This window comes from Desulfobotulus alkaliphilus (genome assembly GCF_007830435.1).
Lineage (GTDB): Bacteria > Desulfobacterota > Desulfobacteria > Desulfobacterales > ASO4-4 > Desulfobotulus > Desulfobotulus alkaliphilus.
Map to the genome: position 1 here is coordinate 57427 of NZ_VLLC01000018.1, position 20205 is coordinate 77631.

Genomic DNA, 20205 nt, shown 5'->3' on the forward strand with positions numbered 1-20205 from the left:
TCAGATACCCATGAAAACTGTCAGACTATCCACCATCGCCCTTATTTTTTCTCTATGTTTTTATGCAATTTCAGCATCCGCAGAAAACCTCACCGGTGCCAGCCTGAACTGGGAGCCTTACATTGGCGAGACAATGCCCCGGGAAGGTTATGTGGCCGAAGTGGTGAAAGAAGCCTTTTCCAGAGAAGGCTACAATCTGGAAATACAGTACATGCCCTGGGCCAGGGTAGTTGCCCTGTCCAAAGAAGGCCGTTTTGATGTCTATTTTCCGGAATATTATGCAGAAGAACTGAAAGAGGATTTTCTCATTTCAGATCCCTTCCCCGGCGGTCCGCTGGTATTCTTTCAAAAAAAAGGTGCCAACATCACCTACAACAGCATGGAAGATCTCAGATCCTATAAAATCGGTGTGGTCCGGGGTTATGTCAACACACCGGAATTTGATGCCGCAGAATACCTGACCAAAGACCCTGTAACCGAAGATATGCAAAACATCCTGAAACTCCTTGCAGGCCGCATAGACCTCATGGTGGTGGACAAATATGTTGGCCTTCACCTGCTCCGCACCCAGGTTCCCGACAGGGTCAATGAGATAGAAATCGTGGAACCGCCCCTGGGTGTCAACGATCTTTATGTCTGCTTTCCCAAAAACACCAAAGATGCTGAAAAACGTCTCAAGGCCTTTAATAACGTCTCAAGGCCTTTAATAAAGGTCTCAAAGAACTGAAAGATTCCGGCCAGATGAAAGCCATTATGGCCAGTCACGGATTCTGATCCTAAGAAAAATAGCCGATCCTGCCCGTAATTTTGCTTTTTCTTTTTGTACCCGAAGCCTTGTTTCTGAAAGTCCCGCCCCGTCCCTGTCTTTCATCTGCCTGAGTACGCCTGCCTTCCAGCAGGAATACTCAGGCAGCCCTTCCACCCCCTGAAAAGGAGCTCCCCATGCTCAACAAAAGCCTCATCTTAAGCATCCTGCTCACCCTTGTTGTGGCCATGGCAGCCTATGCCAAAACCCCGGTCACCATTTATGGCGACCACAACTACCCGCCCTATTCCTATGCAGAAGGTGGAAAGGCAAAGGGTATTTACACGGAAATACTGCAAAGGGCCTTTTCCCGGATGAAGGACTATGATGTCTCCATTGAACTTGTTCCATGGGCCAGAGGCCTTAATTTCATTGAAACGGGTTCCGGCCTTGCCCTCTATCCTCCCTATGAACACCGGGAAACAAGACCCTGGATGGATCCCTATTCCGTTCCCATACTGGATGAAACCGTGGTGATTTTCTGTACGGAAGACAGCCTTCCCAAATCCAGAACCCGATGGCCCGAAGATTACTACGGGCTGACCATCGGCCTGAACCTTGGGTTTAAGCTGGGAGGAGAACAGTTCTGGCAGGCTGTAGAAGAAAGAAAAATCCGGGTGGAAGAAGCCACAGGCAGCCGCCCCAACATTCTCAAACTGGGGGCCAATCGCATCGACTGCTACATGAACGACCGCATTTCCGTTCTCTGGGAACTGGACCGCCTCAAAAAAAGCGGAGAATACAAGGGCAAGGATTTTGTGGAGGGCAGTGTTGTCTCTTCCAATCAGGGCTTTCTGGGCTTTACCAATCAGGATAAGGGGAAATTCCCATTCAAGGAAGACTTTCTGAAAAAATTCAATGCAGAGATACTGAAAATGCAGGCCTCAGGTGAAATTCAAAAGATCATTGACAGCCACACAAACCAGTAAACCTGCCGACCGCCACAGCCGTGGCGGTCTCCTTTTAAACCATGTCAAACAAGTCCCAGCACCTCAGACAAAGCCTTTGTGGACGCCATGCCAAGCAGTTCTGCGGCATGGCGTTCTGCTTTTTCAAGATCCATTTTTTGAATCTGCTGCTGCACGGCAGGCATGAACTGGGGATCAAGGCTTAAGGTCCGTATGCCAATTCCCAGAAGAAAGGGAATAAAGGCAGGCTCATGGCCCATTTCTCCGCATACGGAGACATCAATGCCTGCTTTGCTGCCAGCTTCTGCAATACGGGCAAGGGAACGCAGCACCGCAGGATGCCAGGGTTGATAATAGTGGGCCACCTTGGGGTTGCTGCGGTCAACGGCCAGCATGTACTGCACAAGGTCGTTGGTTCCGATGGAGAAAAAATCCGCCTCCTTTGCAAAATCTTCTATGATTCCAACGGCAGCAGGGAGTTCCACCATCATCCCTATCTCAGGATTTTCATGGAATCCAAGCCCGTCCTCCCTTAAGCTTTCCATGCAGGCATAAACCATACTCCGGGCCTCCCGGAACTCATCCAGACCGGAAATCATGGGGAACATGATACGCAGGGCAAAAGCGCCTTCCGCAGCCCGTAAAACCGCCCGGATCTGGGCTTCAAACACATCCCTGTGCAGAAGGGAAAAACGGATGGATCGCAGTCCCAGCTCAGGATTGACCTCGGTGCCGCTATCCACATGGGAAAGCACTTTTTCTCCACCCACATCCAAAGTACGGACCGTCACCGTTTTTCCCGGCATATCCTCAAAAAGCCTGCGATACACCTGATACTGCTCAGCCTCCGAAGGAAAGGAGGAACGGATGAGAAAGGGAAATTCGCTGCGGTACAGGCCAATACCCTCTGCACCGATCTTAAGGGCCAGCGCCATCTCAGAAAGAAGATTGATATTGGCCAGCAGCCGGATGCGGACACCATCGCGGGTGCGGGTTTCGCCATCCAAAACGCCGGACACGGCATCGGCGGCAAGCCAGGCGGCCCTGCTCCGGGCAAAGGTTTCCTGCACCGCTTCATCCGGACGGATATACAGATTTCCTGTGGTGCCATCCATGAGCAGGGGTGTGCCTTCGGGAATCTGCAGGAGTGCATGATCCTCAACGAGGATAAGGGGAATCTGCAGGGATCTGCACAAAATGGCCACATGGGAGGTCAGGCCTCCTGAAACCAGAACAATTCCCGTCACATCTTCACTGACCAGCTTCAGAATATCCGATGGAAAAAGCTCTCCTGCAATGGCAATCCCGCCCCTTGGACGGGAGCCGCCGTCTTCCATATCACCGGACTTGAGATTGCGCAGCAGCCTGCAGGAAAAATCTTCAATGTCCGCAACCTTCTCCCGGATATAGGCATGGGAGGAAGCCGCAAAAATGGAGATGTAGTGCCTGGCTGCCGCCCGCACAGCCGCCATGGGAGAAAAACCCTGATCGATTTTTTCCTCAATGCGCCTGCGAAAGGAAGGATCCTTCAGCATCATGAAATGTGCCGTAAAAATAAGGGATGCGCTTTCCGGAAGTCTCTGTGCAAAACGATCCTGCAGGGCATTCAGCTCTGCACAGGTTTTTTCAAGGGCCTCCTGAAAGCAGGCCTTGCCGCCGGGAACTTCCGGCTCCGTATCCTCACGCAGGATATCACAGCGGTTGTCCCCCAGAACAAGGGCAGGCCCCATGGCATAACCGGAGGAAGCCACCTTGCCTTTAATCAGGGAAAGGCGGGGGCTGCTGGTATGGAAAAGACCATTTTTCCCCGGAGAATCCATGCCCAGAGATAAAAGCAGGCGGGCATTCTCCAGCGCACTTCCCAACTGGGATGCCGTTGCCCGCAAAGCCCTCACATCCATGGCGCCGAACCTGTCCGCTTCCTCATGCTGCACCACAAGCACACCAATACATACGGCACCTCTCTGGATGGGAACCGCCAGAAAAGAAAGAAAACGTTCCTCCCCTGTTTCTGAAAAATAAAGAAAATCCGGATGCGTTCTGCCATCCCCCGTGCACAAGGGCGCAAGGCTTGAAAACACCTTTCCCACAAGCCCTTCATCCCCAGCCAGAGAAACACGTCCCACGGATTCGGGCCTCAAGCCCAGGGTTGCCCGGAGAACCAGACGTTTTAGCGCATCATCGTAGAGGTAGATGGAAGAGACCTGCGCCTTGAGATGCCTTGCAACCAATGCCACCGTATGGTCCAGAAACATATGAATATCATCGGAGTCACGGAGGATACCACTGAGGTCTCCCATATCGCATAACAGATTCAGGTGGTCATTGTACGCTGTTTCCATAGTCCCCACATTCCATTGCTTAGGGTTAAAGCGAAAAAATCAGCCCCTGCAGCCCTTTCCGTCTTCAGCAAAAAAAGAGCTGGCAGCATCACTGCCTGCATGGACCGACAGGATCCTGGCGGCTGCCTGCCCATCCTGCCACTCAAGAAGTTCCCTTATCTTTCCGAAAAAAAATACAGAACTTTTTATTCTTTTAAAAATATGTTTAAAATCCCTTCACGTCTACCATGGATTCACCCACCCCCTGATTTCGGGAGGCTTTACATGCAGGAAATATCAAGCCCCGCATCCGGATCTGCCACAGACAGGAAAGAAAACCTGCAAAGGGATCTTGCCTATCCGATTCTGGGGAAGCTGGCCATTGAAAACGGACTCCTGACAAAGGAACAGCTGCAGCAGGCCATTGCGGAAATGCACAGCCACAGGGAAACGCCTTCAGAAACCCCTCCCCCTACCCTTGAAGAAATTCTGCTGAACCGGGGGTATATTCAGCCCCTGTCCATGGAAAAACTTCTGGCCAGCACCCTCAGATCCTTAGACAGGCAGTTCTGCAGCATGGCAGAAAAAAAAGGGATCGTTGATAACAAAACCTGCGAAATGGCCCTCACAACCCAGGCCGAAGCCTACCGTCAGGGCCAGCTGCTCAGCGCAGCGGACATCCTGATTGAAAAAAATCAGATCACACCCGCACAGAAAGATGCCCTCCTTGAACAGATGCGCTCTGCTTCGGCGCCTCCTTCGGAAGAAAATGCCAGAGCCTCCCTTGCAGATAAATGGAAAGAACAGGACCAGAAAAGGCAGATCACAAAAAACGCCAGCAAAATCCCCCCCGAAGAAATGGCCATCGCCCGCATGGCCCTGCAGTATAACTTTATCCATACAGAACAGTTGCAGTCAGCCATCGGCCAGTGGACTGCGGATCAAGGCAGCCACAAACCCAGAAAACTCAGTCAGATTCTCATGGATCTTGGCTTTGTCAGCCGCAAACAGATCAGCCTCCTCCATGCCACCCAGCTCTTCCATGAAACAAGGCAGATGGATCAGCTTTTTGGCCGTCTCTGCCTCATCCACAACTTCTGTTCAAAGGAAGAAGTTCTCCGGGGACTGGATACCCAGCTTGCCAAATTCAAACGGAACCGGACCATCAAACTGCTGGGCAACATTCTCGTGGAAGAAAACATCCTGACCCATGATCAGATGTTTTCTCTTCTCAGGGAACAAAAGCGCATTCCGGATGCACAAACACCCACACCTGTCCCGGAAGAACGGCCTTCACTGCCAGACAACCATGGGGTGACCGTGGAGATCAGTGAAGATGGTCTTCTGGCCCGGCTGATTCCTTCCCCGCAGATATCCCCGCAACTGAGCCTGGACGGCCTTAAACGGCTGCTTGCGGATGCGGGAGTTTATTTCGGGCTTGTGCCGGACAGCAGGCTGCAGACATGGCTGCAGGAAACAAGGCTGCAGCAGGTGCCTCTGGAAGCTGCCAAAGGCATCCCGCCGGAAGATCCAAGGGATGGCCATATTCGTTACGGCTTTGATCCCGCCTACCTCAAAGCAGGCAAAATAGATGCGGACGGCAATATAGACTATTTTGACCGGGGTGAAGTCCCCTTCGTTAAAAGCCGCACCCTCCTTGGAGAACGCATCCCGCCTGTGGAAGGAAAATCCGGTATCAAGGTGACAGGAGAAGAAGCCCTGCCAAGGGAACCTGTGGATGTGGAACTCCGCGCTGGCAATGGTGCGGAACTCTCCCTTGACGGACAGATGGTGCATGCCCTGATCGACGGTCAGCCCCACGCAACCCTGGGCGGGAAAATCTCCGTTTTCCCGGAGATGACCATCGAAGGCAATGTGGATCTCAAGACAGGCCATATATCCTTTGACGGCGCCATCCGCATCCGCGGCTGCGTACAGCCGGGATTCCGCGTGCGGGCGGCTTCCGCAGATACAGCAGAAGTCAATGATGCGGATATTCACGTGGACGGAGACCTTGTGGTAAGGGGTGGAATTATCGGATCAAGAATCCGGGCTGGCGGCAATGTGCACGCAAAGTTTGTGGTGGATTCGGAAATCATGGCTTTCGGAAACATTGTTGTGGAAAAGGAAATCATCCATTCAAAAATCCGCACCAGCGGCACTCTGGCCCTTCCCAAGGGAAAACTCATTGCCTGCGAAGCTGCCGCAAGAAATGGTCTTGAAATCTACGAGGTGGGCACGGATATGGCATCTCCGTCCACCCTTTTTATTGGTGTGGATTTTTATATGCAGAATGAAATGACACGCCTGCAAAACAAATCCCGGGAGCTGAAACAGGTACTGGCAAAAACGCAAAAACAAATAGAAAGCAGCGAAAAACAACAGACAGAAATCCATCAGAAAATTGCTGAAAATGCCCAGAAGCAGGACAAGAGCCAGCTCCTCATCCAAAAACTTTCGGCCCTGCCTCCGCCTCCGGAAAAAGAGCAAGAAATTCTATCGCACCTTGCCAATCTGAAAAAAACCATTGAAAAAACTGAAAGTACAGTCACCCGGCTTTTTGCGGAGCAAGACAAAATCCTTGATGGTATTCTTAAAAATCAAAAAGAAGCAGAACACACCATATCCCTTATCGAAGAAACCCGGAGCGAATACGAAGCGCTGCAGGACTGGTCCAGATCCAATCCGCCCAAACCCATCCTCAAGGTAAAAGGTTTTGTGGCTTCGGGAACATGCATCGCCGGAAGCAAAGCCCGTATCACACTGAAGGAATCCATGCGCAATATGATCTTTTCTGAGGTGCAGTCCACGGATTATGAAGGAGAACCCAGCTGGACCATCCGCATGGTCAATGCCTGACTTTTTTGCCCTTTTTCCAAAGTCCGGATAAGCCCGAAATGAAAAAAGCTTAGCCCTTTCACCATTTTCAGGCTTGACAAAAATGGCAAACGCGAAGATGCTGTTTCACGTTTCCAAAACTTATCCTGAAACGGATAAGTTTTATTGGCAAGCCTTCATCGTACCCGTAGACGATCCTTTCCGGATACCAGGGCCAAGAACATTCAAATCCAAGCCCAGGAAATACATTATGTCTGAATCTGAAAAACTGAGTGCCAGTCTCGAAGATTATCTTGAAACCATTTTCCACGTTGTTTCGGAAAAACAGGCGGCACGGGCCAAGGATATTGCCAATCGCCTGAATGTGAACAATTCTTCCGTAACAGGAGCCCTCCGGTCCCTTTCGGAAAAGGGCTATATCAATTATGCCCCCTATGACCTCATCACCCTGACGGCCAAAGGAACAGAACTGGCAAGGGATGTGGTTCGCAGACACGAGGCACTCAAGGATTTTTTCACAAAAATCCTTCTGGTTCCAAAAAATGAAGCCGAAGATGCCGCATGCAAAATGGAACATGCCATCTCTCCCAATATTCTCGACCGCCTCATACAGTTTGTGGAATTTGTGGATATCTGTCCAAGGGGCGGAGCAGACTGGATCAAAGGCTTCAGCCGCCACTGCGAAAGACTGGAAGCCGGGGGCTGTGAAAACTGCATTTCCAACTGTGTCAATGAACTGAAAGAAAAAAAGGATCTGATTCAGAATCCTGAAAAAAGCATGATTCCCCTTTCCCGTCTGAAAACAGGTGAAAAAGGGGTACTTTCCAGCATGGAAGGCCGTGCTTCTGCCCTGCGCCACCTCAAGGAAATTGAGGCCGGACCCGGAAATGTGGTTGAAGTCGAAGAGCTGGACAAAGAAAGTGAAAACCTGACCATCAAAATCAAAGGTTATCATCTGATCCTCAGGGTAGAGGATGCTGAAAAGATAATGGTTGTCCCATTTTAAATGGTCTCTTTTTAAAAAGTCTCTATACGCTCTCGTTAAAAAACGGGACCGGAAGTCCCGTTTAATTTGATTACCTGCTGCCAGTCACCCGGCTACTGCATACTGGCCCCTCCCCTTCGTCCATGACGAATACCTGTACAGGGGCAGCCTTCACCCGTTCCGGGCAGACCATGTTCTCTGGCCTTCAGTGCCATGGCAGCCTTGTAGCGTCCCATTTCCTGAAAAACAACTTCCAGCCTGCCCTGATCGGGATGCTCCTCTGCCATCAGGGCAGCCAGCTCCGCCCTTTTCGTTTCCATGGCCACCCGTATTTCAGTGGTATCTTTCATGAAGGCAACCCGGTTCTCAGGAGCCACCTCCATACATGTGCCCATGCCTCCCTTGGCCCTGCCATGACCTCCACTCCAGGCAAAACCCTGAACCGCCAGCACACCGACCAATGCCATTCCAACCATGAGAAAGACCAGTTTTTTCATTCTTCTTCTCCTTTTTAAAGATTTATTTTTCATCGTCATCGACAATGCTGCCCATTCCTAATGCAACACACATGCCAAACAAAATAAAACAAACAGAAACAAGCTATTATAAAAAAATAACCATTTGGGCTTTTCATTTTCCAGTCTGTGGCGTATAAAAATCATACAGCATAATTCAAGCATCGTATAAACATCATACAGTCGGAGTTCCCATGTCAGATCCAGCCGTTTCCCACAACCTTCCCCTCAGCGGTTCAAGATGGCTGATACCGGCTCTTATCCTTATTTTTGCCCTCTCCATACTCAGCATGGTCCTTGCCTTTCACCAGCGCACCCAAAGGGATATGGTCCACATCCTTCAGGAAAAGGGGCATCTTCTTGCCAGATCCCTTGAGGCCGGAACCCGCACGGGCATGATGGGCAGGCTGGGTGAGGCAACACAGCTCAAAACCCTTTTTGAAGAAACCACCTTACTGCCGGATATTTTTTATATTCTTCTGACGGATTCTTCCGGTCAGGTGTATATCAACGCCGACCCCGACGGCCTTGCCCGCCGCAGTCTTTCAACATCCATACTGCAGCAGCTCTCCCGGAGCGACAGCGGAGGCTGGACCATCTCCGGCAAGGGCGAAGACCGGCATTTTATCTTCCATCAGACCTTTACCCCCGTGGCAAGGGCCATGGAAAAACATGCCATGCATCCGATGAAAAGACAGGCTCTGGCCCGCAAAGCAGCAGAATCCCCATGCGGCTCTCCCTTCTGCGGGGATCTGTTCCAGCCTTCCAGCCCGCCCAAAACCCTTGTTGTCGGCATGGATGTGCAGGCGCTGGATACGGCCCGCAGCAAGGATATCCAGCACACCTTCATCCTTGCCGGTATCCTGCTGCTTCTGGCTGTTTCTGGTATCATCGCCCTATTCCGGGCCGAAGCCCTCCGTTACTCCAGATTACGCCTGAAGGATACCCAGGCCATGTCCATGGAAATCATCCGCTCCTTTCCCGCAGGTCTTCTGGTGCTGGATGCCCATGGGCGGCTGCGCTTTGCCAATAAAACCGCCGAAACCCTGCTGCAAAAACCCCTTCAGCAACTCATCGGCCAGGATATTGCCCCCCTTCTGCCCGACGCACTTTGCCGCCTGATTCAAAACACAAAGTCCCGGATACCTGAATCGGAGATTCTTCTTCCGGCAAAAACAAGCACCATCCCCATATCCGCAGGCATTTCAGCCATAAAAAGTGAAAACGGCATTCTCGGCAAGATTCTTGTGCTCAGGGATTTAAGCGACATCCGCCGGCTGGAAGAAGAAGTGCGGCGCAAAGAAAAGCTTGCAGCCGTAGGCCAGCTTGCCGCAGGGGTGGCCCATGAGATCCGCAACCCCTTAAGCTCCATCAAAGGTTTTGCCACCCATTTCCGCCAGCTTTTTCCCGGTGAAAGCCCCCACCATGAGGCCGCCGATATTCTCATCCGGGAAGTCAACCGCATGGACCGTGTCATCGGAGAACTGCTGGAATTTGCAAGGCCATCGGACATTCAACCCCTTAAAACCCTGCCCCTGCCCCTGATTCAGCATGCCCTCCGTCTCATCGCACCGGATGCTGCCATGAAAAGAATTCAGATCCATGAAGACCTCCCTTCCCTGCCCGAAATCCATCTGGATCCGGACCGTTTCACCCAGGTCATGCTCAACCTCTGCCTGAACGCCATACAGGCCATGGAGGAAGGGGGCACCCTTAGCATCAGGGCAAAAACCGAGGCGTCTTTTCTCATCCTTGACATAGAAGATACGGGCAAGGGCATGGCGGAAGAAGACATCCCAAAAATATTTGATCCTTTCTATACGACAAAAAGCAAGGGCACAGGCCTTGGACTGGCCGTTGTGGAAAAAATCATTACAGCCCACGGCGGCAAGATACGGGTGGACAGTGTGCCTGGAAAAGGTACCCGTTTTTCCCTGTTCTTTCCCCTCTAACTTTTTTAAGGCAAGGAAATCCAGCCATGGCAACAGCAAAAATCCTTGTGGTGGATGATGATGATGCTCACAGAAAAATGCTGAAAACCCTGCTTTCAGGTTTTGGCTACGGAATTGAAGAGGCCCAGAGTGGCGAAGAAGCACTGGAGAGGGTGAAAAAAGATGCCATGGATACCATACTCATGGATGTCCGCATGGCAGGGATTTCCGGCATTGAGGCCTTAGAACAGATGCTGCGCTGGAATCCGACACTCCCCATCATTATCATGACAGCCTATTCTTCCGTGGACTCGGCGCGCAGGGCTCTGAAAGCCGGAGCCTATGACTACCTGACCAAACCTCTGGACTTTGATGAACTCAACATTCTTTTATCCCGTTCCCTGGAACACAGCCGTTTAAAAGATGAAAACCGCCGCCTGAAAGAACAGGTGGCAGCCCAGCCCGGCTTTCCGGATATCATCGGCAAAAGTCCGGCCATGAAAAAAATGATGGAAATGCTAAGGGCCATGGCCAACAGCGAAGCCACCGTACTCATCACAGGCCCGTCGGGTACGGGTAAGGAGCTCATTGCCAAAGCCATCCACGCTACCGGTCCCAGAAAAAACAGACCCTTTATTCCTTTAAACTGCGCAGCCTTCACGGATGCCCTGCTTGAATCGGAACTCTTCGGCCATGAAAAGGGTGCCTTTACCGGAGCGGACCGCAGACGTGAAGGCCGCTTTATGCAGGCCGATGGCGGCACCCTTTTTCTGGATGAAATCGGGGAGACCTCCCCTGCCATGCAGGCAAAACTCCTGAGGGCCCTTCAGGAGGGAGAAGTGCAACGGGTGGGCAGTGACAAGGTTCTAAGGGTGGATGTACGGATTCTTGCGGCAACCAACCGGGATCTGCTCCGCTGCGTCAGGGAAAAAACCTTCAGGGAAGATCTGTTCTACAGGCTCAATGTCTTGAACCTGCAGATTCCCCCATTGAATGAGCGCAATGGAGACATCCCCCTACTGGCCCACCACTTCCTGCGTCACTATGCGGAAAAAAACCGAAAACATGTACTGCGCTTTTCCCCAAGGGCCATGGATGCCCTTTTACATCACAAATGGCCTGGCAATGTGCGGGAGCTGGAAAATGCCGTGGAAAGGGCCGTTATCCTCTGCCCTGCGGATACCATTACCGAAGATCATCTGCCCATGGGCATGGCAGACAGCCTCCCTTCGGGAGAGCCAGGTAAAACCCTTGCGGATCTGGAGCGTCAGGCAATTTTTAGCACCCTGGACCAGACGGCAGGAAATAAATCCGAAGCCGCAAGGATACTTGGCATTACACGGGCAACCCTGCACAACAAGCTGAAATTGTATGGAGAAGCATGATTACAAAAGGCCTTTCCGCCCTCCGTCAGCCAGACTCCCTCTGCCTTTTTTGATTTGCTGATGATCCCTTCTCTATCTCCTTTTCATTTCATAATCCTCTACATGAAACAGATACCGTAAATTTTTTGTAACTGTTCAGCACGGTTTTCCATGTACCATACCTGCGGGACAGATGCACAGGCCCCAGGCTATTTGCCCGTGACGCAATCCGGCACTCAAGCCTGAAAAAGCTTATTGCTTTTTATAGTAGGCTTTGGGTTTTTGGCTTGAGTGCCGGAATCCGAAACGATTGCAATGTCACTTGCAAATAGCCACGGAGCCTTGCAACAGTACGAAGCTGTTGCAACTACAGCATTGGCAGTTCGGAATAAACGGTGCTGAATAATTACATTTTTTTTGGGCTTGACAGAAAGCTTGCGCACATATAACTTGCACACATGCGTAAACACTGTTCATAGGGCGCCAGACACATTCCACACTTGTTATCTCAAAGTTTTTTTAAAACAAAAAAACACCCGATGAAAGGAGCATGCCATGCATAGAAAGTCCCTGTTCTTGACCGCAGCTTTCCTTCTTTATGCTTTCATACCCGCTGCCCATGCAAAGTATGATACCCGATACCCCTTAGTGCTGGCCCATGGCATGGGTGCTTCTGCCCAAATTGTGGGTATCATGGATTACTGGGGGGCCATCCCTTCAGCTCTGGAACGGGCTGGCGTTGAGGTCTATGTGACCTCCGTCAACGGCATGGACTCAACGGAAGCCAAAGCCATTGATTTCAACAATCAGGTTCTTGAAATTCTTGCCTTATCCGACGCAGAAAAAGTAAATATTATCGGCCATTCCCACGGCACCCTCTATTCCCGCTATGCCATCAGCAATCTGGGGCTTGCTCCCTTTGTGGCCAGCCATACCAGCATTGCAGGGCCGCATCAGGGCAGCAGGCTGGCGGACATGATCATGCAGGGGGTTCCGGGGGAACTGCATGGTCTTGTGGGTGGGGCCATGGACATCATCTATGCCCTCATCATGGGAGATGCAAATCCCGACAGCCTTGCCAATGGCTGGGATGTGACAACGGATATCGTCCAGAACCACTTCAATCCCAACACACTTGATGATCCAGAGGTCTATTATCAGAGCTGGGCAGCCAAGGCCAAATGGGGAGCACCCAGTGTGCTCATGCAGGTGCCATGGCTCATCATGCTGGGCCTTGAAGGGGCAAACGATGGCCTTGTCAGTGTGGAAAGTGCCAAGTGGGGCGAATTTCGAGGTGTGCAGAAGGCGGCCTGGTATTCTCCGGGCTGTGATCATCTGAATATCGTTGGCATGCTTTTCGGTATCACCCCCGGATTCGATGCCCCGGAATTTTATAAAGGCATTGCTGCGGACCTGAAAAAAAGAGGGCATTGATTTTTAATTTTTTCTTCAACCCTTTGGCCCTTTTTCGGGGTCAGAGGGTTCTTTTTTTAAAAGGAGGTCTGACCATGCGGACACCTTTCCGCCGTGTCCCCCGCCTTGGCTGGATTGGCATTGTCTTTCTGATCCTGACGGCTGCAGTCCTGTATCTGTACCCTCAGGGAAAAAAAGAAAAAGAAATAATCCATGCCCATCCATCCTCGGACCATGAAATTTCTGCGGAGTCCAAAAAGCTGGCTGTTTCTCCCCTGACCTCCCTTACTCCCCCGGTTTTTCTTGAAAAAAAGGATGAAAGCAGTCCGGATCTTATGACCGGTCTCATGGCCGAGGAAAAGGGAGAAGAGGTGCGCGCCCTGTTCGCCTGGATGACGCAGGAGTTCGGTCAGGTTGCCGATTATGTGGCGCACATGGATTTAGTGAGAGCCTGGCTGTTTGAAAATTACGATGCCCAAAGTGCTGAAGCCATCCTTGCGGTTTATGCCCCTTATATCCAGAGCGAGATGGATCTTGCGGACTACCTTGCCATGCAAAACGTACCCCAAAACCGGGAAGAACGTCTGGCTTTCTGGGAGGACATCCGGAATTTCCGTATCGCCCACATGGGAGAAAATCATACGGAATGGCTTTTTGGAAGGGAAATGGCAGAGAACCGGTATCGCTTGGATCGGGTGGAGATTGTCTCCAATCCGAACATGGGTGCCCGGGAAAAACTTCAGGCTCTACAGGATCTGGACAACAATTACCGTTTGGAAAGGGATGATCCCCCCCCTTTTTCCCGGAATCCCTATCAGCAATACCGTGAACTTCTGGAGGTGCATAAGCTTGACCTTGCCCATATGGCATCCGATGCGGAAAGACAGGAGCGTATCCGTACCCTGAGACAGGAAACCCTTCCTGAGGATGCCATAATCCGCATGGAGACGGTGGAACAGGAGATCCACACAAAACGGGAAAGGGAAAAAGAGTACAGGGAGAAAAGGGAAGCCCTTCTTCGGGACAGCTCCCTGCAGGCCGAAGAAAAACAGGAGAAACTGAACATCCTTCAGGAACAGTTCTTCGGAGAAGATGCGGAATCCATGCGCAGGCGTGAGCGCATTGCTGCGGCATTGCAGGAGCGCATGGACGCTTCGGAGCAAAAAAAATAGTACCTGTTCAGCACAGTTTTCCAGGTACCATACCTGCAAGGCAGATGCACAGGCCCCAGGCTATTTGCCCGTGACGCAATCCGGCACTCAAGCTGAAAAGCTCAAGCCTTTTACGGGAGTAAAAGTGCTTCAAGGATCTTGAGTGCCGGATTCGGGAGCTTCTTGCCCTGTGCGGAAGCGGCAAAAACTCCCCGCCACAGGCAGGATAAGCTTTTTGATTACCATGGCAGTCTTAAGCACGCTGCCTTTGTGGCGGCTCAGACAGTTTGCCGCTTCTTTCGCACAGGCCTGCAAAGCTCTGATCCGAAACGATTGCAATGTCACTTGCAAATAGCCACGGAGCCTTGCAGCAGTAAGACGCTGCTGCAACTACAGCATTGGCAGTTCAGAAAAAACCATGCTGAACAGCAGCTCACGCCCTGCTAGGGCGTCTTGTCATAGAGTAACTTGTGCAGGATTCAAACTAATTTCGATCAGTGATAGATAATTGGTTATTTTTTAAGCTTTTGCATTAAAAGAACTAAATTCAAGTTACTCAGAAGTTACAAAAAATAAAGGCAGCCGTGAAGGGCTGCCTCCTGATTTTCCTTCTCAGGATATGTACAGCCGCACTGCAGACGGACAGGCTTCCTGGCACCAACTGACAGGTTCACGGAAACATCATTAATGCCTCCCCTGCCTTCCTTGCATCCTCAGGTGAATTGATGTTGATAAAAGATTCCAGACCTTCATCCGCTTCCCTCAGCAAAATTTCCGGAACAAGGCCCTTCTGCTCCCCTGTAAAAATCCACTGCACCTTGCCTTTGCCCTCAAGGATATGGCTTTCAAGGACAGGAAGGCCGTCCCTGTGATAGGCAGCGCACAGGGGCTCCAGATGGTTTTTTCCATGGCAGGGAAAAAGGGCAAGGAGGGGAGGATGCATGTGGGAAAGCACAAGGCGGATCAGCTCCGGCCGTATGAAGGGCATGTCACAGGCCACCACAAAAATGATATCCGTTTTCGCATGAAAAAGGCCTGCATGGATGCCCGTGGCAGCTCCGGGAAGGGGGAGAACATCGGCAACCACAGGAAAGCCAAAATCCCCATAAAGGCCGGCTTCCTGGCTTACAATGAGGATTTTTTCACCAAAAACTTCTGTCATGGGTCTGAGCACGGCATCCATGAGACGGCCCTCTCCAAAGGGAACCAGGGCCTTGTTCCGCCCTCCGTAGCGAGTACTGCGACCGCCCGCAAGAATAACCCCCGTGCAGTCGTTTATCATGATTGGTAACTGTCCGGAACAGTTTTCCAAGAACCATCTCTGCCAGACAGATGCACAGGCACCCAGGCTATTTGTCCGTGACGCAATCCGGCACTCAAGCTAAAAGCCCCAAACCCTTGACGGGAGCAAAAGTGCCTATGAATCTTGAGTGCCGGACAAAACTCTGACCCGAAAGGATTGCAATGTCTCCTGCCAATAGCCAAGGAGCCTTGCAACAGTACAAAGTGGCTACCGTGGCAGCATTAGGATATAAGAGTAAACTATGCTGAACAATTACCATGGTTTTTTCCCAGTCACTGTTTTCCCTCAAGCATCCTGCGTCCGGCATCGAGAAAACCGCCTTCCCCGAGACTTGCCATGTCGGCCCGCGTGATGGGGAGATCCGCAAGGAGCATGGGCAGAAGAAAGTCCATGGCTGTAGGCGCAGAATAGAGAGCCCCTGCGGGAACCCCGAGAATGCTGGTGGAGGCAATGCGTCCGGTGAGGGTCATGGCTCCGGGAAGCACAGGAGCCCCATAGACCTCATCCACAAGGCCCGCATCCTGAAGGGCCTTTCGGGTCACATCATCGGGATCTACGGAAAGACCTCCGGTCACCACCAGCACTTGAACCCCTCCCTCCACCATCTCCAGGGCGGCTTTTGCGATCTTTTTTGCATCGTCCGGGCATATCCGGCTTTCCGTGACTTTCAGACCATACTCCGCCGCAAGGTCTTCCAGAATGGGCAGAAACCCGTCCCGAACCCGACCTTCAAAGACCTCCGTTCCCGTCACAAGAACTCCCAGCCGTGAAAAAACATAGGGCGCAAGGGAAAAGAGCGGGCCTTCGGCCAAAACCTCCATGGCCCTGTTAAAGGCCCTTTTTTCAAGGAAAAGGGGGATGGCCCGTGTGCCGCCCACCACCATGCCGGAACTTACAGGGCTTACATTCCTGCGGGTGGCGCACATCACCCCCTCGCAGCGGTTAAAACGCATGAGGCGTTCCCGATCCACACGGAAAATCCCCCCCTGCTTTGCCGTGAAATCAATCTTTCCTTCTCTCGGAAAGGGAAGGTAGGTGATGCCAGAACCTGCCATTTTTTCCGCAAAGGCAAGGGCTACCTCGTTTTCATGGAAAAGGGCATCGGCACTGTTCTCAAGCCTCTTTTCTTCCACCCCGGTCTCTTCCACCCCGGTTTCTTCCACATAGACCCTTTCCCGGCCCATGGATTTTAAAAGCTGAATGTCCGACTCCCCAAGGCTCTGGCCCTTCACAATGACCGCTCCCTTGGAAACACCCGGCTCAATGCGGGTCATGTCGTGCAGGACTTTTAAGCCCGCGGCCTCTTCCACGGGAAGGGCCCGCATCCCGGAACGCTCCTCCCGCAAAGGAGAAAAGGCCATTCTCCCCATGCAGGCCTCACAAGACCCGGACTCCGATCCCCTGAAACTTTCGCCGCAGTCCGGGCAGGTAAAAATCCGGCCTTTTCTGGGAAAACGCTTCCGGTCCACAACAATCCGCTCCACCTTGTACAGCCCGAAACCCGCTTCGATGATTTCACTGAAAAGCCGTTTTTTATCCTGCTCCTTTTTGGGCTTCAGCTTCATGGCCCAGACATGGACTTCCGGCCACTTTTTGAGACGCTCCGGATCCAGAGCCACCCGCACTCCCTTTCCCGTATGCTTGTCATAGAGGAGAATGGCAAAGCGGCCCGTATCCTCGATGCGCAGCCAGCCGTTTCCGATGGTGCAGGGGGTGAGCACCTGAATGGCATCGGGCAGACAGGCCCTGGTTTCTGCAATGGCATCGTAGAGCCCCCCTTCGGGAAGGCTCTGGAAGGCCAGCTCCACCATGAAACCGCCACAGACCATGCCCGGAGCCAGATGACCGTGAAAGGCCCTGACTTTTTCCAGATAGGCTTCGATGGATAATCCCCGGATCTTCATAATCACAGTCCCTTCCCTTCCCCGCAAATCTCAAGCCTGCAGGGTACAAAACGGTGAAGGGGCGTTCCGATGGGATCCCGGTGGGTGTGCAGCGTAAGATCGTTCACATTAAAGCCCCATTTCACCCCGTCATAGATAAGACCAAAGCCATGGGGAATCAGCACCATACCCGGCCGCACGTCTTCTTTCACCTCCAGCTCGCCTACGGCACTGCCCCCTTCCGTGACCACCCGGACGGTGTCTTTGTCCTGAAGCCCGAGTTTTGCGGCCTCTTCGGGATGCACGGCAATGGTGCAGCCCCGCTTTCCCTGAATCCATTCCGGGTTACGCATCAGGGTATTCATGTTGGTGGAGCGGTGCCGCCCGGCGTTGAGAACCAGAGGAAAATCCTCCGGCAGGGTCAGGGCCTTTATTTCTTCTTCTGCATTCAGGGAAGCCGCCTTTTCCGCCAGCTCTTCAATGAAAAGATCGATCTTTCCGGAAGGGGTTTTCACTTCATCAAGGTTTTTTTCCCTATCCACCTTCCCGACCCAGAGCCCCTGGGGATGATCCAGCAGGGCCTGAAAGATCCGGTCGCCCATGTCAAAGCCCGTTTCAAATCCGGCACGGGCTGCATTTTTTCTGAAAGACTTCGGGGCCGTCATCATCATGCCCCAGAGAGCCGCAAGGGCCGCACTGTCCCAGGTTTTGCCCAAAGTTTTTCCCAGAATGAAGAGCATTTTGGAAAGGTGCTCCGGATGGTTTGCAATCCAGCCCATAAGTTCCGCGCCAAAGGTCATACGGTCTTTGGATGCGGCTTCCATCACCTTTTCCGGAATTTCCGGGATCAGGCCCAGCCTGTCCGCAAGCAGGGTGAAAATCTGCGAGGCTTCAAGGCTTTCCCCATGGGGCTTTACAAGGGGCCTTCGCAACTGGAAATACACTTCCGGATAGGTCCATGGAAAGAAGGTTCCGTCATAAGCTTCATAGAAACTGCGGCAGGGCAGCACATAGTGGGCCAGACGGGCGGTTTCGCTCATGACCATGTCACAGACCACGAGAAGATCGAGGCTTAAGAAGGCCTTTTCCAGAGCCTGGGTGTCCGGCCAGGAGCGCAGGGGATTGCAGGTGCTCACGATGATGGATCGGATGCGGTCTTTGTGGTCGGTGAGAATTTCTTCGGGCAGAATGCTGCAGGGAAAAGACCCGGCTGCGGCAGGGGGCATGCCGGTAACGGCGGATTTCCAGACCTTTTCGCTGCGCTCATCCGCATGAAAGCCTAAGGGCATGACCATGCCGGGGATGATGTTGCCACCCCTTTGCCCGAAAATACCGCAGACAGCGCCCAGCACATTGAGGAGATAGGAGTTGAGGGTACTGTGCCTGCCCATGTAGATGCCAAGATCCGGATGAAAGCCCCAGCGGCGGGTGGCCATGAGACGGCAGAGTTCGTGCACGGTTTCATGGGCAAGGCCGCAGACAAGAAGGGCAGCCCGGCTGTCAAAATTTTCAAACCAGGGGCGGATGCGCTCCCAGCCCTCGCAATGGGCTTCAAGATATTCTGTTTTCTCCCAGCCTTCCTGCACCAGAATGGCGATCATGGCCTTGATGAGGAGGGCATCCGTTCCGGGCCGAAGGGCAAGGTGGATATCCGCAATTTCAGCGGTTTCGCTTTTTCTGGGATCCACAGCCACGAGAAGACGCTGGGGATCTTTGCTGATTTCCTTCAGCACCTTAGGGGTCTTGGGCATCTGATGGCTCTGCATCCCGTTCCAGCCCCAGGCCACCAGCATCTCGGTTTCATGCTCATCCGGGCCGGTGAGGATGTACTGTTTTCCGAACATGCGGCCCTGCACCCACCAGGCTCCGCTGAACTCCTGACCCGCAGACGTGTAGAGATTCTGGGAACCGAAGGCCCGCATGAGGCTTACCCCAAACCCCGCTTCCATGTGGCCCCCCTGGGCGGAAGCTCCCAGATAGGCAAAGGAGCGGGGGCCGTGGGCCGCAAGGCCGGTTTTCAGTTTTTCCGCAATTTCCTCGATGGCCTGATCCCAGGTGATGGAAACAAAGGCATCCCCCACCCGTTTCAGGGGATGAATGAGACGATCCGCAGGATACTGATGATAGAGCACATTCAGCCCCTTGCGACAGGCATATCCCTCGCTTCTGGGGTTGTCCTTATCCGGCCGTACTTTTACCATGCGGCCTTCTTCCACCAGAATTTCCAGCCCGCAGTTCTGGGCGCAGAGCACGCATCCTGTCTTATGCCAGTCTCCCATGAAATCCTCCCTTCAGGACCTTGGTCTTCGATAAAAAATACGATTCAATTTTTTACATCTTCTGCATAAAAAATCAGGCAAAGGATAGTCCGCATGCGTATCAAGGTCAAGACAAAAATTCTTTTCTGTGGAAGTCTGCCAAATAAAAAACGCCCTGTCTTCGAGGTAAAATCACCTTAAAGACAGGGCGTTAAAAGAATCCGGCGGCGTCCTACTCTCCCACACAGTCACCCATGCAGTACCATCGGCGCAGTCAAGCTTAACTTCCGTGTTCGGGATGGGAACGGGTGTGACCTTGACGCCATCGCCACCGAAAATTGTATTTCGATGTATAAATTTATCAAAAGAACTGAAGGCTTTTACACCTTATTCATTCATGCGTCGAGTTATTTTTTTATTTTATTTATATGCAAGCAAAACAAAACCAAAGCGCTGGTCTGCAATCAAAGATCACCAATATTGTGGCTAAGCCTCACGACCGATTAGTACCGGTAAGCTCCATGCATTAC

Annotated in this window: 13 protein-coding genes and 1 rRNA gene; 8 read left to right on the forward strand and 6 right to left on the reverse strand. The window is 52.2% G+C overall.

Annotation, left to right across the window (positions count from 1 at the left end):
- Positions 1-10 precede the first annotated feature (10 nt).
- Together LZ24_RS11480 and LZ24_RS11485 are read left to right on the forward strand one after the other, a co-directional pair.
- Positions 11-727, forward strand: a complete 717-nt coding sequence (locus LZ24_RS11480; RefSeq protein WP_144685447.1) for a substrate-binding periplasmic protein — start codon at positions 11-13, stop codon at positions 725-727.
- 215 nt (positions 728-942) lie between these two features.
- Positions 943-1734, forward strand: coding sequence for a substrate-binding periplasmic protein (locus LZ24_RS11485; protein WP_222427618.1), 792 nt, complete (start codon positions 943-945; stop codon positions 1732-1734).
- Positions 1735-1778: 44 nt separating this feature from the next.
- On the opposite strand, the gene ptsP is transcribed toward LZ24_RS11485, so the two are convergent.
- Positions 1779-4055: a phosphoenolpyruvate--protein phosphotransferase gene (gene ptsP, locus LZ24_RS11490; protein ID WP_144685448.1), complete on the reverse strand. Its 2277-nt coding sequence runs from the start codon at positions 4053-4055 to the stop codon at positions 1779-1781.
- A 264-nt stretch (positions 4056-4319) separates the two neighbouring features.
- Between ptsP and LZ24_RS11495 the strand changes: the two genes are divergently transcribed.
- Together LZ24_RS11495 and LZ24_RS11500 are read left to right on the forward strand one after the other, a co-directional pair.
- A complete protein-coding gene (locus LZ24_RS11495; RefSeq protein WP_186443096.1) occupies positions 4320-6893 on the forward strand; it encodes a FapA family protein in 2574 nt (857 codons plus the stop codon).
- A 229-nt stretch (positions 6894-7122) separates the two neighbouring features.
- Complete coding sequence (locus tag LZ24_RS11500; RefSeq protein ID WP_144685450.1) at positions 7123-7878, forward strand: metal-dependent transcriptional regulator; 756 nt, start codon at positions 7123-7125, stop codon at positions 7876-7878.
- A gap of 92 nt (positions 7879-7970) precedes the next feature.
- Here LZ24_RS11500 and LZ24_RS11505 read toward each other — a convergent pair whose 3' ends face one another.
- Positions 7971-8354: a periplasmic heavy metal sensor gene (locus LZ24_RS11505; protein ID WP_144685451.1), complete on the reverse strand. Its 384-nt coding sequence runs from the start codon at positions 8352-8354 to the stop codon at positions 7971-7973.
- A gap of 212 nt (positions 8355-8566) precedes the next feature.
- Between LZ24_RS11505 and LZ24_RS11510 the strand changes: the two genes are divergently transcribed.
- The 4 genes from LZ24_RS11510 to LZ24_RS11525 all read left to right on the forward strand — a co-directional run bounded on the left by LZ24_RS11510 (position 8567) and on the right by LZ24_RS11525 (position 14252).
- A complete protein-coding gene (locus tag LZ24_RS11510; protein ID WP_144685452.1) occupies positions 8567-10324 on the forward strand; it encodes an ATP-binding protein in 1758 nt (585 codons plus the stop codon).
- A 26-nt stretch (positions 10325-10350) separates the two neighbouring features.
- Positions 10351-11688, forward strand: a complete 1338-nt coding sequence (locus tag LZ24_RS11515) for a sigma-54-dependent transcriptional regulator (protein ID WP_144685453.1) — start codon at positions 10351-10353, stop codon at positions 11686-11688.
- Between the two features lie 534 nt (positions 11689-12222).
- Positions 12223-13101: an esterase/lipase family protein gene (locus LZ24_RS11520; protein ID WP_144685454.1), complete on the forward strand. Its 879-nt coding sequence runs from the start codon at positions 12223-12225 to the stop codon at positions 13099-13101.
- Between the two features lie 74 nt (positions 13102-13175).
- Complete coding sequence (locus tag LZ24_RS11525) at positions 13176-14252, forward strand: lipase secretion chaperone (RefSeq protein WP_144685455.1); 1077 nt, start codon at positions 13176-13178, stop codon at positions 14250-14252.
- Positions 14253-14901: 649 nt separating this feature from the next.
- Here the strand turns inward: LZ24_RS11525 and mobA are convergent.
- The 4 genes from mobA to rrf all read right to left on the reverse strand — a co-directional run bounded on the left by mobA (position 14902) and on the right by rrf (position 20011).
- Positions 14902-15513 (reverse strand): molybdenum cofactor guanylyltransferase, encoded by a 612-nt coding sequence (gene mobA, locus LZ24_RS11530; RefSeq protein ID WP_144685456.1) that lies wholly within the window; start codon positions 15511-15513, stop codon positions 14902-14904.
- Between the two features lie 293 nt (positions 15514-15806).
- Positions 15807-17438 carry an FmdE family protein gene (locus LZ24_RS11535; protein ID WP_144685462.1) on the reverse strand — a complete coding sequence of 544 codons (1632 nt, stop codon included), beginning with the start codon at positions 17436-17438 and terminating at the stop codon, positions 15807-15809.
- A 2-nt stretch (positions 17439-17440) separates the two neighbouring features.
- The gene (locus LZ24_RS11540) at positions 17441-19696 is read right to left on the reverse strand and encodes a molybdopterin-containing oxidoreductase family protein (protein WP_144685457.1); all 2256 of its coding nucleotides are present in this window, start codon (positions 19694-19696) and stop codon (positions 17441-17443) included.
- Between the two features lie 198 nt (positions 19697-19894).
- Positions 19895-20011 (reverse strand): 5S ribosomal RNA (gene rrf, locus LZ24_RS11545).
- Positions 20012-20205 lie beyond the last annotated feature (194 nt).